The sequence below is a fragment of the Qipengyuania algicida genome (assembly GCF_009828025.1).
Classification (GTDB): domain Bacteria; phylum Pseudomonadota; class Alphaproteobacteria; order Sphingomonadales; family Sphingomonadaceae; genus Qipengyuania; species Qipengyuania algicida.
The window spans coordinates 101,965-117,732 of sequence record NZ_WTYA01000002.1 but is presented as its reverse complement, the minus strand read 5'-3'; the positions used below and the strand labels follow the sequence as shown (position 1 = coordinate 117,732).

Genomic DNA, 15,768 nt, shown 5'->3' with positions numbered 1-15,768 from the left:
GATGCGCCTTAGCGGCCGCGTCCTCGTGGCCATACCGGCGTTCATCGCGGTCATGGCGCTGCTGTGGCTGGTCGGTGGCTGGTGGCGGGGTGGCCCTTTGCAGTCCGCGCATGAATTCACGGTTCGTGACGGTTCGACACTGACATCGGTGGCGGGTGATTTGAGCAAGGCCGGTGCGATCGGTTCCTCGCGGGACTTCCTGATTCGCGCCAAGCTGCTGGGTTCGCACGACCCGGTGCAAGCCGGCGACTTCAAGCTGCCGAGGCACGCCAGCGAAGCGGGCATCCTCGACCAATTGCAGCACGGCAAGCCGATCAGGCGACTGGTCACGATCCCGGAAGGAATGCCCTCGGTCATGGTCTATGAAAGGCTGATGGCGGAGCCGCTGCTGACCGGAAAGATCGCGATCCCTGCAGAAGGCAGCATACTACCCGACAGCTATGCCTACCAGCGCGGCGATACGCGTGCATCCGTAGTGAAGCGGATGCAGGATGCGATGACAAAATTTCTCTCCGTCGCTTGGCCGCAGCGTAAACCGACGACAGTGGTCACGACGCCCGAACAAGCCGTGACCTTGGCTTCGATCGTCGAGAAAGAGACCGGCAAGGCGGGGGAGCGACGCATGGTCGCCGGCGTGCTTTCCAACAGGCTGCGCATCGGGATGATGCTGGGCGCAGACGCCACAACGATCTATCCGATCACCAAGGGCAAGCCGTTGGGGCGAATGATTCGCGAATCGGAACTGCGTGACCCCAATCCCTACAACACTCGCGCGGTGGCTGGCCTTCCTCCGGGGCCGATTACCAACCCTGGACGTGAGAGCATCCTCGCCGTGCTCGACCCCGCACCGACCAAGGCACTTTATTATGTCGCCGATGGCACTGGGGGGCACGTGTTCTCCGACACGCTAGAGGAGCACAATCGCAATGTCGCGAAATGGCGTGCCATTCGCCGCGCGAGAGGCGAGTAGCGCAGCCCGGGGCTGCGTGAGAGACTGTGCAGAATGCTCCGCTGATCCTGACTGCCGAACTGCCACGCGACCTGCATGGCTGGGCAACCCGGCTACGGGCCGAACATTTCCCGCCCGAGCGCAATTATCTGGAAGCGCATGTGACGCTGTTCCACGCGCTTGCTCCGCAAATGGAGGCGGAACTGCTGCGCTACCTCTCGCGGATTTGTGGTGAAACCGCGCCTGTGCTCGCGCGAATGGAAGGGGTCATGAGTCTGGGTCGCGGCACCGCGCTTAAACTTTCGAGTTCGAAACTTCTCTTTCTCCGACAGCAGGTTGCAGAGCATTGCCATGGGATGTTGACCGCGCAGGACCAGGCTAGCCCAAGGCTTCATGTCACGATCCAGAACAAGGTCGAACCGGTGTTGGCGAAGGCTTTGCAGCAATCGCTCGGATCCACGATCCGGCCGCGCAATTTCTTCTTCCGGGGACTGACATTGCATCGCTATCTAGGCGGCCCATGGGAACTCGTTAAGCGGTTTCCCTTTCGCGGTTGACCAAGTGCTTCCGCCGCCGTAAACGCGCCGCCTGCCCGGCCTGGGATTGTATCCATGGCCAGCCCTTGTGGCGGAGTAGCTCAGCTGGTTAGAGCAGCGGAATCATAATCCGCGTGTCGGGGGTTCAAGTCCCTCCTCCGCTACCATTTTCAACGTCCACATGCATCCGCACGGTTCCGCTTGTATCTGGGAGAGATGCTGGAAGCGTTAGAAATCCGTACATTTCAGTCGTGTTGCAGGACTTCGTGTGTCTTTATGCTCCCACTATGTTCGGTGTGCAGCCAGCGGGCGAGTGGGGATTTTTTTGGGGTACTTCTCGGAGCCCCGAAATCGCTCCATGCCCGCAGAGGGGGCGAGGCGAATGTGTAAAATTTCTGATGTAAAATCATTAAATTTCGTGTGATTTCTCTTTGATATTTCTCGCGGAAAGTTTCGTAAAGAACCCAATATTGACCAGAATGTGAGTGCGACAAAGGGGCTCACGGAAATCTCAGCAGTGTCGGACAGCCCGGAACGGCGGATTTGAGGGGGAGTGAATTGCGGAAAGAGGTCATTCCGGACGATTGGATGACTTGTCGGCTTTCCGCCGAACTTCGGCCATTGGGCCACCGCTATTCATTACGCAAATGGCAATCGCAAACATACCCTCGTATTAGAGATAATTTTGTCCGTACGCGGGCTGGGCTAGCAGAGTGGCTTGACCGTTTGTGTATTTTCCAAATTTGATACTGCGGGTCGTTACCCGCCCGAATTTCATCTGACAATTTCGTGCCAGTGACCGGAAGGATCGCGGAAAGGCTCGCTCTCGCCATCGGCTTTCCACACGATCCGCGTGCTCGCGACGTCGTTTGCTGAGCCGTGAAATGGATCTCCGGCTGACGAGCGATTGTAGGCGAGTAGCTCGAGGTGAGGCGGTGCGGATGCAGGTGCAAGCGGTCGCACCTCAGCGTCAGCACCGCGCAATCCATCCAACGAGTCCTGTTCGGGCCCATAATTGTGCGAACCCTTGTGGCGGATCAGGCCCCGGTCCTCGAAAAAACGCATGGTCTTCGCCAGATCGATTACGCTGATCGCACTATGATCGATACCGAGCGTACCCTCGCCGTTCCAACCGTGTTCCGCCGGTTCGGGAAATGCCAACAGTTCGAGCGGATGGCCGTCGGGGTCGCGGAATTTGCCAGCGGTAACGCCGCCGCTGCTGGCGGGCAAGCGCACCGGACCCCCGCTGCTGATTTGAGTCGCGCCGAAGGAGATCGCTCTCCGCCAATCTTCAGCTATCCGCGTGGTCACGATAGCGAAATGTTGGAAACAGGGGGCGGCGGCGTCTGCGCTCTCGGGATAGGGGGCGCCAGATCGCTCGTATTCGTCGATTTCTACCCGCTGCTCGCCCAGTGAGAGTGACCAGCGCATCCCGCCACCCTCTAGCCCGAGCCGGGCCATGTCTTCAGCCGGAATATTCTGCACACTGCAGATCGTGAACCCGATACCGGCATAAAAGCGCGCCAACCGCTCACCATCCTGGCTGACGAGACGGATCGCGCGGATGGCAAGCAGCTTCAGCATGGATTGATGCCGCGTGTGTTGGTGAAGATCGACAGAAGCCGTTGACCCGCTGCCATGAACAGCCGCGCGTTATTGCGGTCACCGAAGCAGAGGTTGGAGATAGTGCAACCCGTTTCGACTTTGCCGATCAGCGCCCCATCGGGCGCAAACACATGGACACCGTCGCCAGCACTCGACCAGATATTACCATCGATATCGATCTTGAACCCATCGCAATAACCCGGGGAGACGGTGGCGAATTTCTCGCGTTTGCCGGGCAAGCCGCTCTTCCCGATTCCCATACGGTAGATTGCCCGATCGGGACTGGCGGCGAACTGATCGCCGGTTTCGGCGGCGTAGAGCACGCTTTCATCGGGGGAGAAGGCAAGGCCGTTGGGGCCGATGAATTCGTCCGATGCAATCGCCAACCGGCCGCTTTCGGGATCGAGGCGGTAAAAGCGCGCTGGTTGTTCGCTCTCCTGTTTGCCGCCTTCAAAATCGCTTTGCAGGCCATAGACAGGGTCTGAAAACCAGATCGTCCCATCGGATTTGACGATGACATCGTTGGGCGCGTTCAGGCGCTTGCCGTCGTGGCTGTCGACCAGCACGGTGACGCTGCCGTCATATTCGGTTCGGGTGATGCAGCGATCATGGTGGCTGCATGAAATCAACCGGCCCTGTCGGTCCCGCGCATGGCCGTTGGTAAATCCCGAGGGCTGTCGGAACACGCTGACGCCGTCATTTTCGGACCAACGCATGATCCGGTCGTTGGGAATGTCGCTGAACAGCAGGCAATGGTGATCGCCGAACCATGTCGGCCCTTCGAGCCAGCGGAAACCTTCGCCCAGCACCTCCAGTTCCGCATTGCCTTGCACCAGCGGACGGAAGCGGTCGTCGATAATCGTCCAGATGCCCATCGCGTCAGCGGTCCGGGCAGGGACTGCGATCAGGGTCCTGGTGCAATTGCACGCACATCAACCGGCAGGGTTCATCGCCCACCGTACCTGACCGATGGCCGTTCTTGCCGTCGGTCTCGGTGCAGCCCTGATCTTCGCCCAGGCTGAATTCTCCCGGCCCCTGCTCGATGCGGGTGCCGTCCATGCTTTCGATGAACCAGCGGCCGGACATCACCATGATCCATTGCGGTTTGGGATTTTCGTGCCATTCGCCGACCCATCCTACGGGTTGTTCGGTGAAGACCACAGTGGAGGTCACGTCCTCCTGCTCATTGTTCCATTGCGGATCGGCGTCACCCATCGCCGCTTTTTCGTAATGGGTGAGGTGGCACTGTTTCTGGTGGCTCACCCCATCTTCATCGACATACAGGTGCCAATAGGGGACTTCGGGGCGCGGCCCCATTTTGTCGTCATCGTCAGCCATGAGGAATCTCCAGAGAATAAGCGGTGGGCGCGGCGGGTGCAGTGGTTGCGTAGGGGTGGCTCGAGCCGAGCGGATCGGATAGGAAGGCGTGGAATCCTTGCCCCTGCGTTCCCACCACGATCAGCAGAAAACCCGCTGCGAGCGAGAAGTTCTTGAGGAAATCCCAGAACAATCCGCGCGCCTTGCCATCGGGATCGGACCAGAAATCGCCGGGCTCCCACCAGCGTTTGAACAGCATGGCGGTGGCCGCGCAGTATCCGGCAAGGATCAGCGCCGCGAGCCGGTCGGCGATACCGGTGACCACGCCGAGCGAGGCGAATATTTCGATGCCAAGGCCGACGAGGATCATCACGATCGCCAGCGCACGGGGGAACATTTCCTGCGCCTGTTTCACTGCGTGACCGAAGGAAATCACCTTGTCGAGCGCGCTGAACGGGAAGAACAGGATCACCAGCCCGATACGTACGAACAGCTCTATCCAAGCTTCGGCGGTCATAGGCGATCTCCTACGATGTCGGCCACACGCAAAGCGTTGGCGATGATCGTCAGCGTCGGATTGACCGCGCCGATCGAGGGGAAGAAGCTGGCATCGGTAACGTAGAGATTGTCGAGCTGATGCGCCCGGCAATCTCGGTCGAGCACGCTGGTCGCCGGATCGTCGCCAAAGCGCGCGGTGCCCGACTGGTGCGCCGTGCCGCTAAGCGGGATGTGCTTGCCGAGATATAGCGAGCGTTCGAGCATCACCGATGGATGCGCCGCCGCGTTCAGCGTCCGGTGGAGGCGCTTTTGCAGTTGATCGAGCGGTTCATTGTCGGTGTGGACAAGGTCGAGATGAACTTTGCCATCTTTGTAATAGATCCGGTTTTCCGGGTGTGGCAGGTCTTCGGCCTGAAGCCAGAAATCCATCGAATGGCGGCTGATCTGGTCGAACGGCAAATCGGGCAGCCATTCTAGCCATTGCGGCAGACTCTCGCCTTTCAATTGCGGGGTGTGGCTGGTCGCCATCATCTGGATCAGGCCGATCGGCCAGGGATAATCCTCGTCGCCCCAATACCAGTCCGAAAGTGCCAGTGTCTTTTGGAAGACGGTGTCGTTCGCCTCGTGCGACACGGCAACCTGCACGCTCATGTTGTGGCGCATATAGTTGCGGCCCAATTGCCCCGACCCGTTGGCGAGTCCGCTGGGATGTTGCGGGCTGCCGGAGCGCAGCAGCAGCAGAGCACTGGAAAGCGCGCCACCCGCCACCACCACGACCGGCGCGGTGAATTTCAGCCGCTGTCCTTTATGCTCGACATGAACCGCCGTGACCTTTGTGCCGGCGGCATCGGTTTCGAGCGCAGTCGCCTCCGCACCGGTGAACAAGGTGACGTTATCGTGAAGTTTGAGCATCGGGTCGATGCACACCACCTGCGCATCGGCCTTGCCATTCATCGGGCAGGGAAAGCCGTCAAAATAGCTGCATTTGATGCACGGGCTGGTCGGGGTCGGCTTGCCATCCTTTTCGTCGAGCAGGATGCCCAGCGGAATGTGGAACGGGTTGAGGCCCTGACTGCGCAATTCGTCGGCCAGCCGCGCTATCCGCGATTCATGGGAGACTGCCGGATAGGGATAGGGGCCGCTGGCATGGGGCTCGGTATTATCTTCGCCGCGCTCGCCATGAACGTGGAACAGCTTTTCCGCTTTTGCGTACCAGGGTTCGAAATCGGCATAGCTGAGCGGCCATGCGGGCGAGACGCCGTTCTTATGGGCGACTTCCTCAAAGTCCCGCTCGCGCAAGCGGAACAGCGCGGCACCATAGACTTTGGAGTTACCGCCGACAAAATTGTGAAGCTGGGGATGGAGCGTATCGCCCTTTGCGTTGGTCCAGTCTTCCTGCGCCTGATACCGCCCTTCGACGAACACGGCGTGCGGGTCCCAATTGGCCTCTTCGCGCGGAAGATAATCGCCGCGTTCTAGGATCAGTATCCGTTTGCCACCCGGTGCAATCGCCTGAGCAAGGCTGGCGCCGCCCGGCCCGCTGCCGATAACGATCAGGTCCCAGTCCTGGGCGGGTGGCGTGGTTACATGCGGCATCGATACAGCTCTCCTCGCTTGCTCATTTCGCCGATCCGGTCGGCCATGCGCAGCGCGAGCGCATAGATCGTGAGCGATGGGTTCACCCCGCCCACGGTGGGGAACAGCGACCCGTCACAGACCCACAGATTGGGAATATCCCAACTGCGGCCATCGGCATTGACCACGCTGGTGGTGGGATCGTCGCCCATGCGGATCGTGCCGCCGAGATGGCAATTGTCGTCGGGCTGGTCGAAGATGTCGCTCGCATCGACCGCATCGATCGATGCGCGCATCTGCTGCAACGCGTGGTCGATCATCGCCTTGTCATTGTCGCCATAGCTGAAAGTGATCCGCGCGACCTTCAGGCCATATTGGTCGACATCGTCGGCCAGGGTCACGCGGTTCGCCTCGTTGGGCAGCGTCTCTCCGACCATCTTGACCCCGACCATGTGGTTATAGTCGCGCATCTCCTCGCGCAGCGCGTCTCCCCACAGGCCTTTCGCGCCGGTCAGCACGCCCGCCCATTCGATCGGCATCGGCCCCTGACCCAGCCACAGGTAACCCCCGTGGAAATCGTTGTTGTCGTCGTAATTCCAGTGTTCGCTGATCGCGAGGCTGGGCGGCCCCTTGTAACTGCGCACGGGCGTGTCCATCCGGCCCCAGACGGCGGAATTGGACTGCGTCATCAAGTTCTTGCCGACCAAGCCAGATGAATTGGCAAGCCCGTCGGGAAAGCGATCGTTTGCCGAATTGAGCAGCAGGCGCGGGGTTTCCACCGCATAACCGGCGACGATGACGTTCTTGGCCTTCTGGAACCGCCACTCGCCATCACGATGATAATGGACGCCCGTGGCCCGCCCGTCCGGCCCCGTTTCGATTTTACCCACCATTGCAAGATCGCGCACTTCCGCCCCTGCGGCCAAGGCGCGCGGGATGAACACGGTGAGCGAGGAGCGCTTTGCATTGGTCGAACAACCAAAGCGGCAGAACCCGCGATAGACGCAGGGTGGGCTGGTGCCATTGGCATCGCGGTAGGGGGCAGACAGCGTGGCCAGCGGGGTTTCGGTCCACTCGATGCCGGTTTTCTGCGCTCCTTCGGCCAGCAGCTTGGCCGCGCCGTTCAGCTCATGCGCGCGAAAGGGGTAGCGGCCCCGTTTCGGCCCCCAGGGATATGACAAAGGCCCCGCGATGCTCAGCTGCCTTTCCGCCTCGGCATACCAATGCCACATCTCGCGCCAGTCGATCGGCCAGTCCGCGCCATAGCCCAGCAGCGTGCGCGACTTGAACCATTCGGGCCGAAAACGCAGCGCCACCATCGCATAATGTACCGTCGATCCGCCGATCGCCTTGCCCGAATTGTTACCGCCCATCGTCAGCGGGTTGGCACCATCGGTGACGCGGTGATCGTTCCAGTAGATCATTTCCTGCGCGGTTTCGTCGGAGGCGAATTCCTCGATCGGGCGGAACCAGCCGCCGGCATCCATCGCCACGACGGAGAACCCCTGTTCCGCCAGACGCGCAGCCAGTGTGCCGCCGCCAGCGCCGGTTCCGACGATGACGAAGTCGACCTCTTCGGTGTCGCGATATTCGCGCATCTCCACCCAGCCGCCCTGGTGCAGGACATCGGGCGCCTTGCCATCGCGCGCGCGCGGTGCATTCAATGCATCAGACCACATGGCGGTTCTTCCGTTCTACTGTATCGCTGTCGCCATCCGGTCCGACTTCGGCCGCCTCCCACGGGTCGCGATGGCCCAGCTCCAGCCGGACATAGCCGCGCGGAGACGCTGGCCCGCCGAACCCGATCTCATTCCACGCTTGCGGCAGGGAATAGAACAGCGCCGGTATGTCGCCCAGCACACAGCGCTTGAAGAAATCCTGCGGCTCCATCGCGCCCCATTGCCCCGCAGTCGGTTCGCCGCGCTGGATGGTTTCGAGCAAGGCGGACTGATCGTCCTTGCCAAGCTGCGCGAACGGTTTGCCGTGCGATCCTCGCGCGCAGCTGTCGAGCGCATTGACGCCCTGCCGCCACGCTTCGCGCCGATAGGGAACCGTCTGGGTGCGCGTCCCGTGTCCGTCGCCATCGTGCAGCGCCGCATCGAGCAATGCGACCAATGGCGGATCGATCACGCCGGGAATGATCAGCTGGCACAGCGCATCGGCGCAATCCCATTCCTCGACCGTGAAGAAACGCGGTTCGCGCGGGACGGACAGCCGCGCATCGATGGCTTGCCGGGTTGGCTCGTTCCACGACTGCGTGTCGCGCCTCGCCATTGTGTCGTAGCCGGGAAAGCTGGGTTTTTCAGCCACGGCGCGCTCTCCGGATCAGGGACAGGGCGGAAAGACCGGCCAGCGCCAGTCCGGTGAACGATGGCGGGGCGGGCAACGGCGGTCCGGCGAACAAGGTCTGTCGCCAGTTCTTGAACCCGCCTTTATTGCGCGACACGCCATAGGCGTGGAACACCACACCGGCCAGGCCCATCGCGGCGGTCGCGCCGACGAAATAGGTCGTCATCCTGCCGGCACTGCCGGTCAACGCCGCGCGCAGCAGAAGAGCCGCTGAAATGGGCGGCATCGTCACCGGCAGCAGCATAGCGGGGTTGTGAAACGCGCCGCGAAAATGCAGCAGGCCAGCCTCGGCGCTGGTGGCGAGCAAGGACAGCGCGGTTCCGCCTGCAACCACCTGTCCGGCGGGATAGCCAAAGATCAGCTCGGGCGTGCCTGGACGGTTGTGGCGGACACGTTCGGCCAGAAAGCCGGTAATGCCGGACAGGGTAATTGCCGCCGGCGCGCCCAGGGGGGCGGCGTAGAACAGGTTCTGCCACGACAGCCCGCCCACCTGCTTGGTGATGTTGTAGATATGGAACGCGGTGCCCACCAGGCCGACCGCCCCAGCCGTGCTGTAAATCGTGTCGCGTACTGTATGCGCGCCGTGCTGGCGATCGCCCAGACCATGCGCGCTTGCTCCTATGGTCATCGCCGCAGTCGCAAGGGGTGTCCACATCGCGCGATTGCTGAAATTGCCGCGATAATGTTCCATCGCGCTGTCGATCAGCACCGAACCGGCAATCATGCCAGAAGCGCGGTTGAGCCTTCTGGCAGCGGTCACAATCGTTCGCGACTGTCCCACCAATGCCCCGGTTGCCGCGGGTGACCGCTGCAACTGGCGCTTTTTCGAAAGTGTGAGGGCAGTGGTTGCGGCGATTGCGATCAAACGCGCAATCCTAGTCATCGTGTGATCCAATCACTCGCGAGAACATCTGGCGCAGGCTGTCGTAGATCACCTCGCCCCGCTCGGGCTCGTTGCGCATCATCATCATGAAATTCTTCGCGTCCTTCAGGCTGATATGCGGCGGCAAGGGCGGCACTTCGGGATCTGACTTGAATTCGACGATACACGGCTTGTCGCAGGCGAGCGCGGCCTTCCAAGTATCGGCGATCTTGTCGGGTTCGTCGCAATAGAACCCTTCGAGCCCGACCAGTTCGGCATATTTGGCGTAGGGGAAATTGGGCACCGACTGGGTCAGCGGCGTGCGCCCTTCGCCCAGCATGACCCGCTCTTCCCAGGTGACCTGATTGAGGTCTTCATTGTTGAGCACCATGATGATGAACCGTGGATCGGCCCATTCGCGCCAGTATTTGCCCACCGTGATCATCACATTAAGCCCGTTCATCTGCATCGCCCCATCGCCGATGAAGCCGATCACCGGGCGGTGCGGATGAGCGAATTTGGCGGCCACGGCATAGGGGGTTGCCGCGCCCAGCGATGCCAGCCCGCCCGACAGCGAACCCATCATCCCGCGCCGCATCTTGATGTCGCGCGCATACCAGTTGGCGACCGAGCCTGAATCGCCGGTCATGATCACATCGTCTGGCAGCAGGGGCGACAGCTCGTGGAAGATGCGCTGTGGATTGATCGGCGTGGCATCGACCATCGCGCGGTCTTCGACCAGCTTCCACCAATCGGACAGATTGCTTGCGATTGTGTAACGCCAGCTATGATCGTCCTGCTGGCGCAGCAGCGGCAGCAGTGCGGCGAGGGTTTCCTTGGCATCGCCGACAAGGTTGTATTCCATCGGATAGCGTAGCGACAGGTTCGCGCCATCGATATCGATCTGCACCCCGCGCGCATCGCCGGGCTCAGGCAGGAATTCGCTGTAGGGGAATGCCGAGCCGACCATCAGGAAGGTGTCGCATTCCTTCATCAGATCCCAACTGGGCTTGGTGCCAAGCAGGCCAATTTGTCCGGTTACCCACGGCAGATCGTCGGGAAGTACGGCCTTGCCCAGCAACGCCTTGGCACAGCCGGCGCCGAGTCTGTCGGCCACTGCGATAACTTCGTCGGTCGCTCCCAGCGCACCTGCACCGACCAGCATGGCGACCTTCTTGCCCGAATTGAGTATTTCGGCCGCCTTTTCCAGATCGGCGCGTTCGGGCGTTCCTGCCTTCCCAGGGTAGCCCACGCCGGTATGGGTGGCGCTGTGCGCGACCGGCGGGTCTTCATAGGCGAGTTCCTGCAAGTCGTTGGGGATGATCACGGCGGTCACCGCACGCTTGGCCTGCGCAATGCGGACCGCGCGGTCGATGCAGGTGCGCACCTGTTCGGGCACGGTGGCGGTGATCACATATTCGGTCACATCGGAGAACAGGTTCTGCAGGTCGACTTCCTGCTGATAGCTCGCGCCCAGTGCGGTGCGGGCCTGCTGGCCGCAAATCGCAACAACTGGGACATGGTCGAGCTTCGCATCATAAAGCCCGGTCAGCAGGTGAACCGCGCCCGGGCCGCTGGTGGCATAGCACAGGCCCGGCTGTCCGGTGAATTTGGCATGGGCAGACGCCATAAAGGCCGCCATTTCTTCATGGCGGACTTGCACATAATGCATGAAATCGCTGGCTTTTTGTAGCGCGACGTCGAGCCCGCCGACACCATCGCCGGGATAGCCGTAAACTCTATCGAGACCCCATTCCTTGAGGCGTTTCCAGACGAATTCGGAGACATTTTGGGCCATTAAGAAGCTCCATCAATTATCCCCTCGCGTATTTATCGAACCCATCGGACGCGCCGAGTGTTCCCGGCTTTTCACCGAACTGTGTAATTCCTCGAAATCCCGCGTGTGCCGGGATCGAACCGCAGCATCGCGCCGGCAAGCGGTTCGCGTGCCAGATCGGCCTCGCTCATTCCGTCGGATGCCGAAGTTATGTAAAGCGCGTTCAGATCCTCTCCGCCGAACACGCACATGGTGGGCTGGCTCATCGGCAGCGGTATGTCCCGTTCGATCGATCCGTCCGGGCGGAAGACGCGCAGTCGGCCGCCGCCATGATCGGCACACCAATAGCGCCCTTCGATGTCGAGCGAGGATCCATCGGGTATGCCCTCATCGTCGTCCGGCAGGCTTGCAAACGCGCGGCGATTGGAAATCCTGCCGCCCTCGGCTTCGTAATCGAAGGCGATAATTTTCCGCTCGTAACTGTGGCTGAGATAGAATGTCTCACCATCGCCGGTCCAGGCCATGCCATTGTGCAGTGCCGATGGTTCGCCTTCTGATCGCAGACCCCCATCCAGCGTGAAACTGTGCAGGTCCGCCTTCTCGCACCCATCCGACCCGTCGATCGGATCGTACATCACCCCGATCCAGAACCGTCCGGCGGAATCGCAGGCGCCCTCGTTGAAACGGAACTTGTCGGGATCGAACGGAGGGGGCGCGACAAGATCGAGATCGCCGCTGCCCCGGTCCAGCCGATGCAATCCCCGACGCAGCGCCACCAACACGCCGCCATCCTCCATAAAGGCATATCCGCCGATGTCGCTGGTCAGGGTCCAGCTGTGCCGCTCTCCGCTGTCGATTGCCAGACGGTGAAGCGCGGGCTTTTTGATATCCATCCAGTAGAGCGAGCGTTCTTCGGCTACCCAGCACGGACTTTCGCCGATTGTGGCCCGTTGCGGGATGACGGTTTCGAATAACATCGCGGATCCACCTTTTCGTATTTCTTGAAGGTATGCAGCGCTTGGCGATGCCCTACGGCTGTCCGCTGGCATCGCCCGCGCGCCCGTTTATCCGTCAGGCTCATCGATGCGCGGCGGCGTGCCCCCGGCATCGATGGCCAGCGCGCTGTTGACCAGCGCCAGATGTGAGAGCGCCTGGGGAATATTGCCGATCGCACGTTTGTCCTCGACCCAGATCTCTTCGGTCAGCAGCCCAAGGTCATTGGCGAAACCGGCCATACGGTCGAACAATGTTTCGGCATGGTGCTGGCGCCCTTGCATGGCTAGCACATCGACGAGCCAGAAATTGACCGCGACGAAGGCGCCTTCGCCGCCACCCACGCCATCGTCGACACTTTCGCTGGCATAGCGGTACAGCAAGCCGTCTTCGGTCAGCTCGCGTTGAAGCGCGGCAACCGTGCGTAGCATCCGATCATCGTTTGCGTCGATAAACCCGACCAGCGGCAGGCGCAGCACCGACGCATCCAGTTCCGGCTTATCGAACACCCGCGTAAAGGCGCCGACCTTTTCGTCAAACCCGTGGGCGAGCGTGCGCGCACGGACCTCACCGGCCAGATCGTGCCACCGCTGCGCGTCTTCGGGGCAGATGTCGGCCAGCATCTTTGCCGCGCGGTCGAATGCGACCCAGCACATCGCGTTGGAATAGGTGTGCTGCTGCGGCCCGCCGCGCCCTTCCCAGATCCCGGCGTCGGGCTCGGTCCAGATATCTTCCAGGCACCGCGCCAGATCGGCAACCAGCTGCGTATCGTCCCCGCCGATGCCGTGCTGATCGGCGAGGTAGAGTGTGTCGATTACCTCACCGAAAATATCCAGCTGGAGCTGATCGGCAGCGCCATTGCCGAACCGCACCGGGCGCGCATCGCCGAAACCGGGCAGCCAGTCGGCCTCCCATTCGACCGTGTGGCGCTTGCCGTCGATGGCATAGAAGGGTTGCACTGCGATCGGTTCACCCGCCAGCGCGCGGCGTAGCCATTCGATCCAGGCCTTGGCCTCTTCATCGTGTCCTGTCCGCAGGAAGGCGACGAGCGTGAACGCTGCATCGCGCAGCCAGCAGAAGCGATAGTCCCAATTGCGCGCGCCGCCCGGGCGTTCGGGAAGGGATGACGTGGCGGCAGCGACGATGCCGCCGGTCTCCTCGCACACCAGCCCTTTGAGCGCGACCAGCGAGCGTGCGACTTTATCCTTGGCATAGCCTGAGTAGTCGGTCTTGCCCGACCAGCCCTGCCATTGCTCACGCGTGGCTTCCAGCATGGCCGATGGGTCGATTTCGCGCGGCGGACTTGCATTGCTGGGATACCAGCTCAGCGCGAAGGATGTGCGTTCGCCTTCACGCACTTCGAAACGGCTGATCAGCGCGCGATCATCGTGATCGATGTCGCAATCGGCCCGCAGGACCAGTGCGTCCGCGCCCGCCAGCGCCAATGCCTCACGCGGGGTCCGGCAATCGACGGTGGGATGGGTCTGTCCATAGGAAAAACGCGGCAGCAGGCTGGACTGCATGGCCACGGTGCCGCGCCGCCCTTCGACGATGCGGATGATGGTTGGGCGGGTGGTATCAGGCGGCATGAAATCGATCACCGCCACCTGTCCATCGTCGGTGCTGAACAGCGTTTCCAAAACTAGAGAATCACCCAGATACCGGCGACTACGGTCGGTGACTTGTGCTTCGGGATACATCCACCAGCCGCCATTGTCGCCCGTGCCCAGCAATGCGGCAAAGCAGACATCGCCGTTGAAGCGTGGCAGACACAGCCAATCGATAGTGGCGTCTTCGAACACCAGCGCTGCAGTCCGGCCATCGGCCAGCATGGCGTGTCCGGCAATCGACGCGGCGCGCCAGTCCTTCGTCATGCCGCCGATTTCCCCCGGCGCAGCAACAACGCGCCCAGGCCCAACACGCCCGCCGCGACACCGGCGATCACCTTGCCGCGATTGAGCGTCAGCGCCAGCTGCCAGCTGGAATCGCGGGCGGTTGAATTGAAGCGCCCGCGTGCCCCGCGGTCCCCTTCGACCGGGGACCACAGATTGTTCTGGCGGTCCGCCTCCACCGGCTCGCTGTCCTGCTGGCCCTTGTATCCCGTCCACCCGAGATAACGATCAAGCAGCGGGGAAGCAGCCCGATCGCCCAGGATCGCCTCGACCGTGGGATAGGCGACCCAGATGGCCTTGCGACGGTGATGGGCAGCGTAATGAATCGCGCGCGCGATCACCTCGGGCTGATATGGCGGGCTGGCAGGTTTGGGCTTTTTGGGCATCGTCGTCTTGATCCAGTCGAACTGCGGCGTGTTGACGCCGGGCAGCTGGACCATCGAAACATGGACGTCACTCTTCATATGAAACAGCTCCGCCCGGATCGAATCGTGAAATCCCTGGATCGCGTGCTTGGACCCGCAATAGGCCGATTGCAGCGGTATCCCGCGATAGGCCAGCGCCGAGCCGACGAGCACGACCGAGCCGCGATTGCGCGGCACCATGCGTTTCAGGGCCGCGCGGGTGCCGTTGATCTGCCCGAGATAGGTCACCTCGGTGACGCGCTTGTAGTCTTCCGGTTCAACGTCGAGGAACGGGGCTAGAACCCCGGCGAAGGCGACGTTGACCCAGATGTCGATCGGGCCAAATTGCTCTTCGACCTTGCTGGCGGCATCATCGAGCGCCGCGTGGTCGGCCACGTCGCAGGGCAGCACCAGCGCCTTGCCCCCGGCGGCTTCCACCTCACGCGCCGCCGCGGCAAGGCCTTCCTTCCCGCGCGCGATCAGGGCGATGTGCGCCCCGTCCCTAGCAAAGCGGCGCACTACCGCACGTCCCACGCCGGCCGATGCTCCGGTCACAACAACGACTGGCGGCTTCGAATCTGGGCGCATTGCTAGAACTCCTTGATTGCTCCGGGCAAAAATCGCAGCCCGAAGAGGTTCTTCCTTCCAATGCAGCCGATAAGGCGATCGTTCCCCGGGGCTCGAAAGCATCGCTGTATTTGATTCACGCAGTCCAGATCGTTGAATTTGAAACTGGTGGCGGTGAATGCTGGGGCGATAGTCGTGCTAGGTTATCTCCCAGATCTTGGTGCTGGAATAGCGCAGCTTTCCGATGCATTGCTCGCCTTTCCACAAGGTCGCCGACCTGCCTCCATCAGAGCGTTCCATGATCGAAAAGGCAGCGTGCGGATCATCTCCGCCAAACTCGATTTCATTCACCTTGGATGATTGAGCGTCTTCCAGTCGAAGCTTGAATCTGGACATGACCTCCTCCTTGAAGGTCATGACTTTAGGACGAAATCCCGGATTGAC

Annotated in this window: 15 protein-coding genes and 1 tRNA gene; 3 read left to right on the top strand and 13 right to left on the bottom strand. The window is 61.6% G+C overall.

Going from position 1 to position 15,768, the window contains the following annotated elements; translation table 11 throughout:
• Window position 1 precedes the first annotated feature (1 nt).
• From mltG to GRI58_RS02915, 3 genes are all read left to right on the top strand, one after another.
• A complete protein-coding gene (gene mltG / locus GRI58_RS02925) occupies window positions 2-970 on the top strand; it encodes an endolytic transglycosylase MltG (RefSeq protein WP_160752075.1) in 969 nt (322 codons plus the stop codon).
• Window positions 971-996: 26 nt separating this feature from the next.
• A complete protein-coding gene (locus GRI58_RS02920) occupies window positions 997-1,506 on the top strand; it encodes a 2'-5' RNA ligase family protein (RefSeq protein WP_160752074.1) in 510 nt (169 codons plus the stop codon).
• A gap of 69 nt (window positions 1,507-1,575) precedes the next feature.
• Window positions 1,576-1,652: transfer RNA gene (locus tag GRI58_RS02915), tRNA-Met, on the top strand.
• Between the two features lie 607 nt (window positions 1,653-2,259).
• Here GRI58_RS02915 and GRI58_RS02910 read toward each other — a convergent pair.
• From GRI58_RS02910 to GRI58_RS02850, 13 genes are all read right to left on the bottom strand, one after another.
• Window positions 2,260-3,069 (bottom strand): VOC family protein, encoded by an 810-nt coding sequence (locus tag GRI58_RS02910; RefSeq protein ID WP_160752073.1) that lies wholly within the window; start codon window positions 3,067-3,069, stop codon window positions 2,260-2,262.
• Window positions 3,063-3,965 carry an SMP-30/gluconolactonase/LRE family protein gene (locus GRI58_RS02905; protein WP_160752072.1) on the bottom strand — a complete coding sequence of 301 codons (903 nt, stop codon included), beginning with the start codon at window positions 3,963-3,965 and terminating at the stop codon, window positions 3,063-3,065. The genes GRI58_RS02910 and GRI58_RS02905 overlap by 7 nt, the downstream gene beginning before the upstream one ends.
• Before the next feature lie 4 nt (window positions 3,966-3,969).
• Window positions 3,970-4,428 carry a cupin domain-containing protein gene (locus tag GRI58_RS02900; RefSeq protein ID WP_160752071.1) on the bottom strand — a complete coding sequence of 153 codons (459 nt, stop codon included), beginning with the start codon at window positions 4,426-4,428 and terminating at the stop codon, window positions 3,970-3,972.
• On the bottom strand, window positions 4,421-4,924 hold the full coding sequence (locus tag GRI58_RS02895; protein ID WP_160752070.1) for a DoxX family protein: 504 nt from the start codon (window positions 4,922-4,924) through the stop codon (window positions 4,421-4,423). Before GRI58_RS02895 ends, GRI58_RS02900 begins: the two co-directional genes overlap by 8 nt.
• On the bottom strand, window positions 4,921-6,501 hold the full coding sequence (locus GRI58_RS02890; protein ID WP_160752069.1) for an FAD-dependent oxidoreductase: 1,581 nt from the start codon (window positions 6,499-6,501) through the stop codon (window positions 4,921-4,923). Before GRI58_RS02890 ends, GRI58_RS02895 begins: the two co-directional genes overlap by 4 nt.
• Window positions 6,489-8,159, bottom strand: a complete 1,671-nt coding sequence (locus GRI58_RS02885) for a GMC family oxidoreductase (protein ID WP_160752068.1) — start codon at window positions 8,157-8,159, stop codon at window positions 6,489-6,491. Before GRI58_RS02885 ends, GRI58_RS02890 begins: the two co-directional genes overlap by 13 nt.
• The gene (locus GRI58_RS02880; protein WP_202386762.1) at window positions 8,149-8,790 is read right to left on the bottom strand and encodes a gluconate 2-dehydrogenase subunit 3 family protein; all 642 of its coding nucleotides are present in this window, start codon (window positions 8,788-8,790) and stop codon (window positions 8,149-8,151) included. The genes GRI58_RS02885 and GRI58_RS02880 overlap by 11 nt, the downstream gene beginning before the upstream one ends.
• Window positions 8,783-9,694, bottom strand: coding sequence for a hypothetical protein (locus GRI58_RS02875; protein WP_237452057.1), 912 nt, complete (start codon window positions 9,692-9,694; stop codon window positions 8,783-8,785). The genes GRI58_RS02880 and GRI58_RS02875 overlap by 8 nt, the downstream gene beginning before the upstream one ends.
• A gap of 10 nt (window positions 9,695-9,704) precedes the next feature.
• Window positions 9,705-11,489 (bottom strand): thiamine pyrophosphate-requiring protein, encoded by a 1,785-nt coding sequence (locus GRI58_RS02870; RefSeq protein WP_160752067.1) that lies wholly within the window; start codon window positions 11,487-11,489, stop codon window positions 9,705-9,707.
• 71 nt (window positions 11,490-11,560) lie between these two features.
• On the bottom strand, window positions 11,561-12,445 hold the full coding sequence (locus tag GRI58_RS02865; RefSeq protein ID WP_160752066.1) for an SMP-30/gluconolactonase/LRE family protein: 885 nt from the start codon (window positions 12,443-12,445) through the stop codon (window positions 11,561-11,563).
• An 87-nt stretch (window positions 12,446-12,532) separates the two neighbouring features.
• The gene (locus GRI58_RS02860; RefSeq protein WP_160752065.1) at window positions 12,533-14,335 is read right to left on the bottom strand and encodes a glycoside hydrolase family 15 protein; all 1,803 of its coding nucleotides are present in this window, start codon (window positions 14,333-14,335) and stop codon (window positions 12,533-12,535) included.
• The gene (locus GRI58_RS02855; protein ID WP_160752064.1) at window positions 14,332-15,345 is read right to left on the bottom strand and encodes an SDR family oxidoreductase; all 1,014 of its coding nucleotides are present in this window, start codon (window positions 15,343-15,345) and stop codon (window positions 14,332-14,334) included. The genes GRI58_RS02860 and GRI58_RS02855 overlap by 4 nt, the downstream gene beginning before the upstream one ends.
• A gap of 177 nt (window positions 15,346-15,522) precedes the next feature.
• On the bottom strand, window positions 15,523-15,720 hold the full coding sequence (locus tag GRI58_RS02850; RefSeq protein ID WP_160752063.1) for a hypothetical protein: 198 nt from the start codon (window positions 15,718-15,720) through the stop codon (window positions 15,523-15,525).
• Between the last annotated feature and the right edge of the window lie 48 nt (window positions 15,721-15,768).

What these genes read in the sequence shown, in the direction of transcription:
- mltG (WP_160752075.1), top strand. Translation starts at nt 2, where the DNA reads ATGCGCCTTAGCGGCCGCGTCCTCGTGGCCATACCGGCGTTCATCGCG.
- GRI58_RS02910 (WP_160752073.1), bottom strand. Translation starts at nt 3,069, where the DNA reads ATGCTGAAGCTGCTTGCCATCCGCGCGATCCGTCTCGTCAGCCAGGAT.
- GRI58_RS02905 (WP_160752072.1), bottom strand. Translation starts at nt 3,965, where the DNA reads ATGGGCATCTGGACGATTATCGACGACCGCTTCCGTCCGCTGGTGCAA.
- GRI58_RS02900 (WP_160752071.1), bottom strand. Translation starts at nt 4,428, where the DNA reads ATGGCTGACGATGACGACAAAATGGGGCCGCGCCCCGAAGTCCCCTAT.
- GRI58_RS02895 (WP_160752070.1), bottom strand. Translation starts at nt 4,924, where the DNA reads ATGACCGCCGAAGCTTGGATAGAGCTGTTCGTACGTATCGGGCTGGTG.
- GRI58_RS02890 (WP_160752069.1), bottom strand. Translation starts at nt 6,501, where the DNA reads ATGCCGCATGTAACCACGCCACCCGCCCAGGACTGGGACCTGATCGTT.
- GRI58_RS02885 (WP_160752068.1), bottom strand. Translation starts at nt 8,159, where the DNA reads ATGTGGTCTGATGCATTGAATGCACCGCGCGCGCGCGATGGCAAGGCG.
- GRI58_RS02870 (WP_160752067.1), bottom strand. Translation starts at nt 11,489, where the DNA reads ATGGCCCAAAATGTCTCCGAATTCGTCTGGAAACGCCTCAAGGAATGG.
- GRI58_RS02865 (WP_160752066.1), bottom strand. Translation starts at nt 12,445, where the DNA reads ATGTTATTCGAAACCGTCATCCCGCAACGGGCCACAATCGGCGAAAGT.
- GRI58_RS02860 (WP_160752065.1), bottom strand. Translation starts at nt 14,335, where the DNA reads ATGACGAAGGACTGGCGCGCCGCGTCGATTGCCGGACACGCCATGCTG.
- GRI58_RS02855 (WP_160752064.1), bottom strand. Translation starts at nt 15,345, where the DNA reads ATGCGCCCAGATTCGAAGCCGCCAGTCGTTGTTGTGACCGGAGCATCG.
- GRI58_RS02850 (WP_160752063.1), bottom strand. Translation starts at nt 15,720, where the DNA reads ATGTCCAGATTCAAGCTTCGACTGGAAGACGCTCAATCATCCAAGGTG.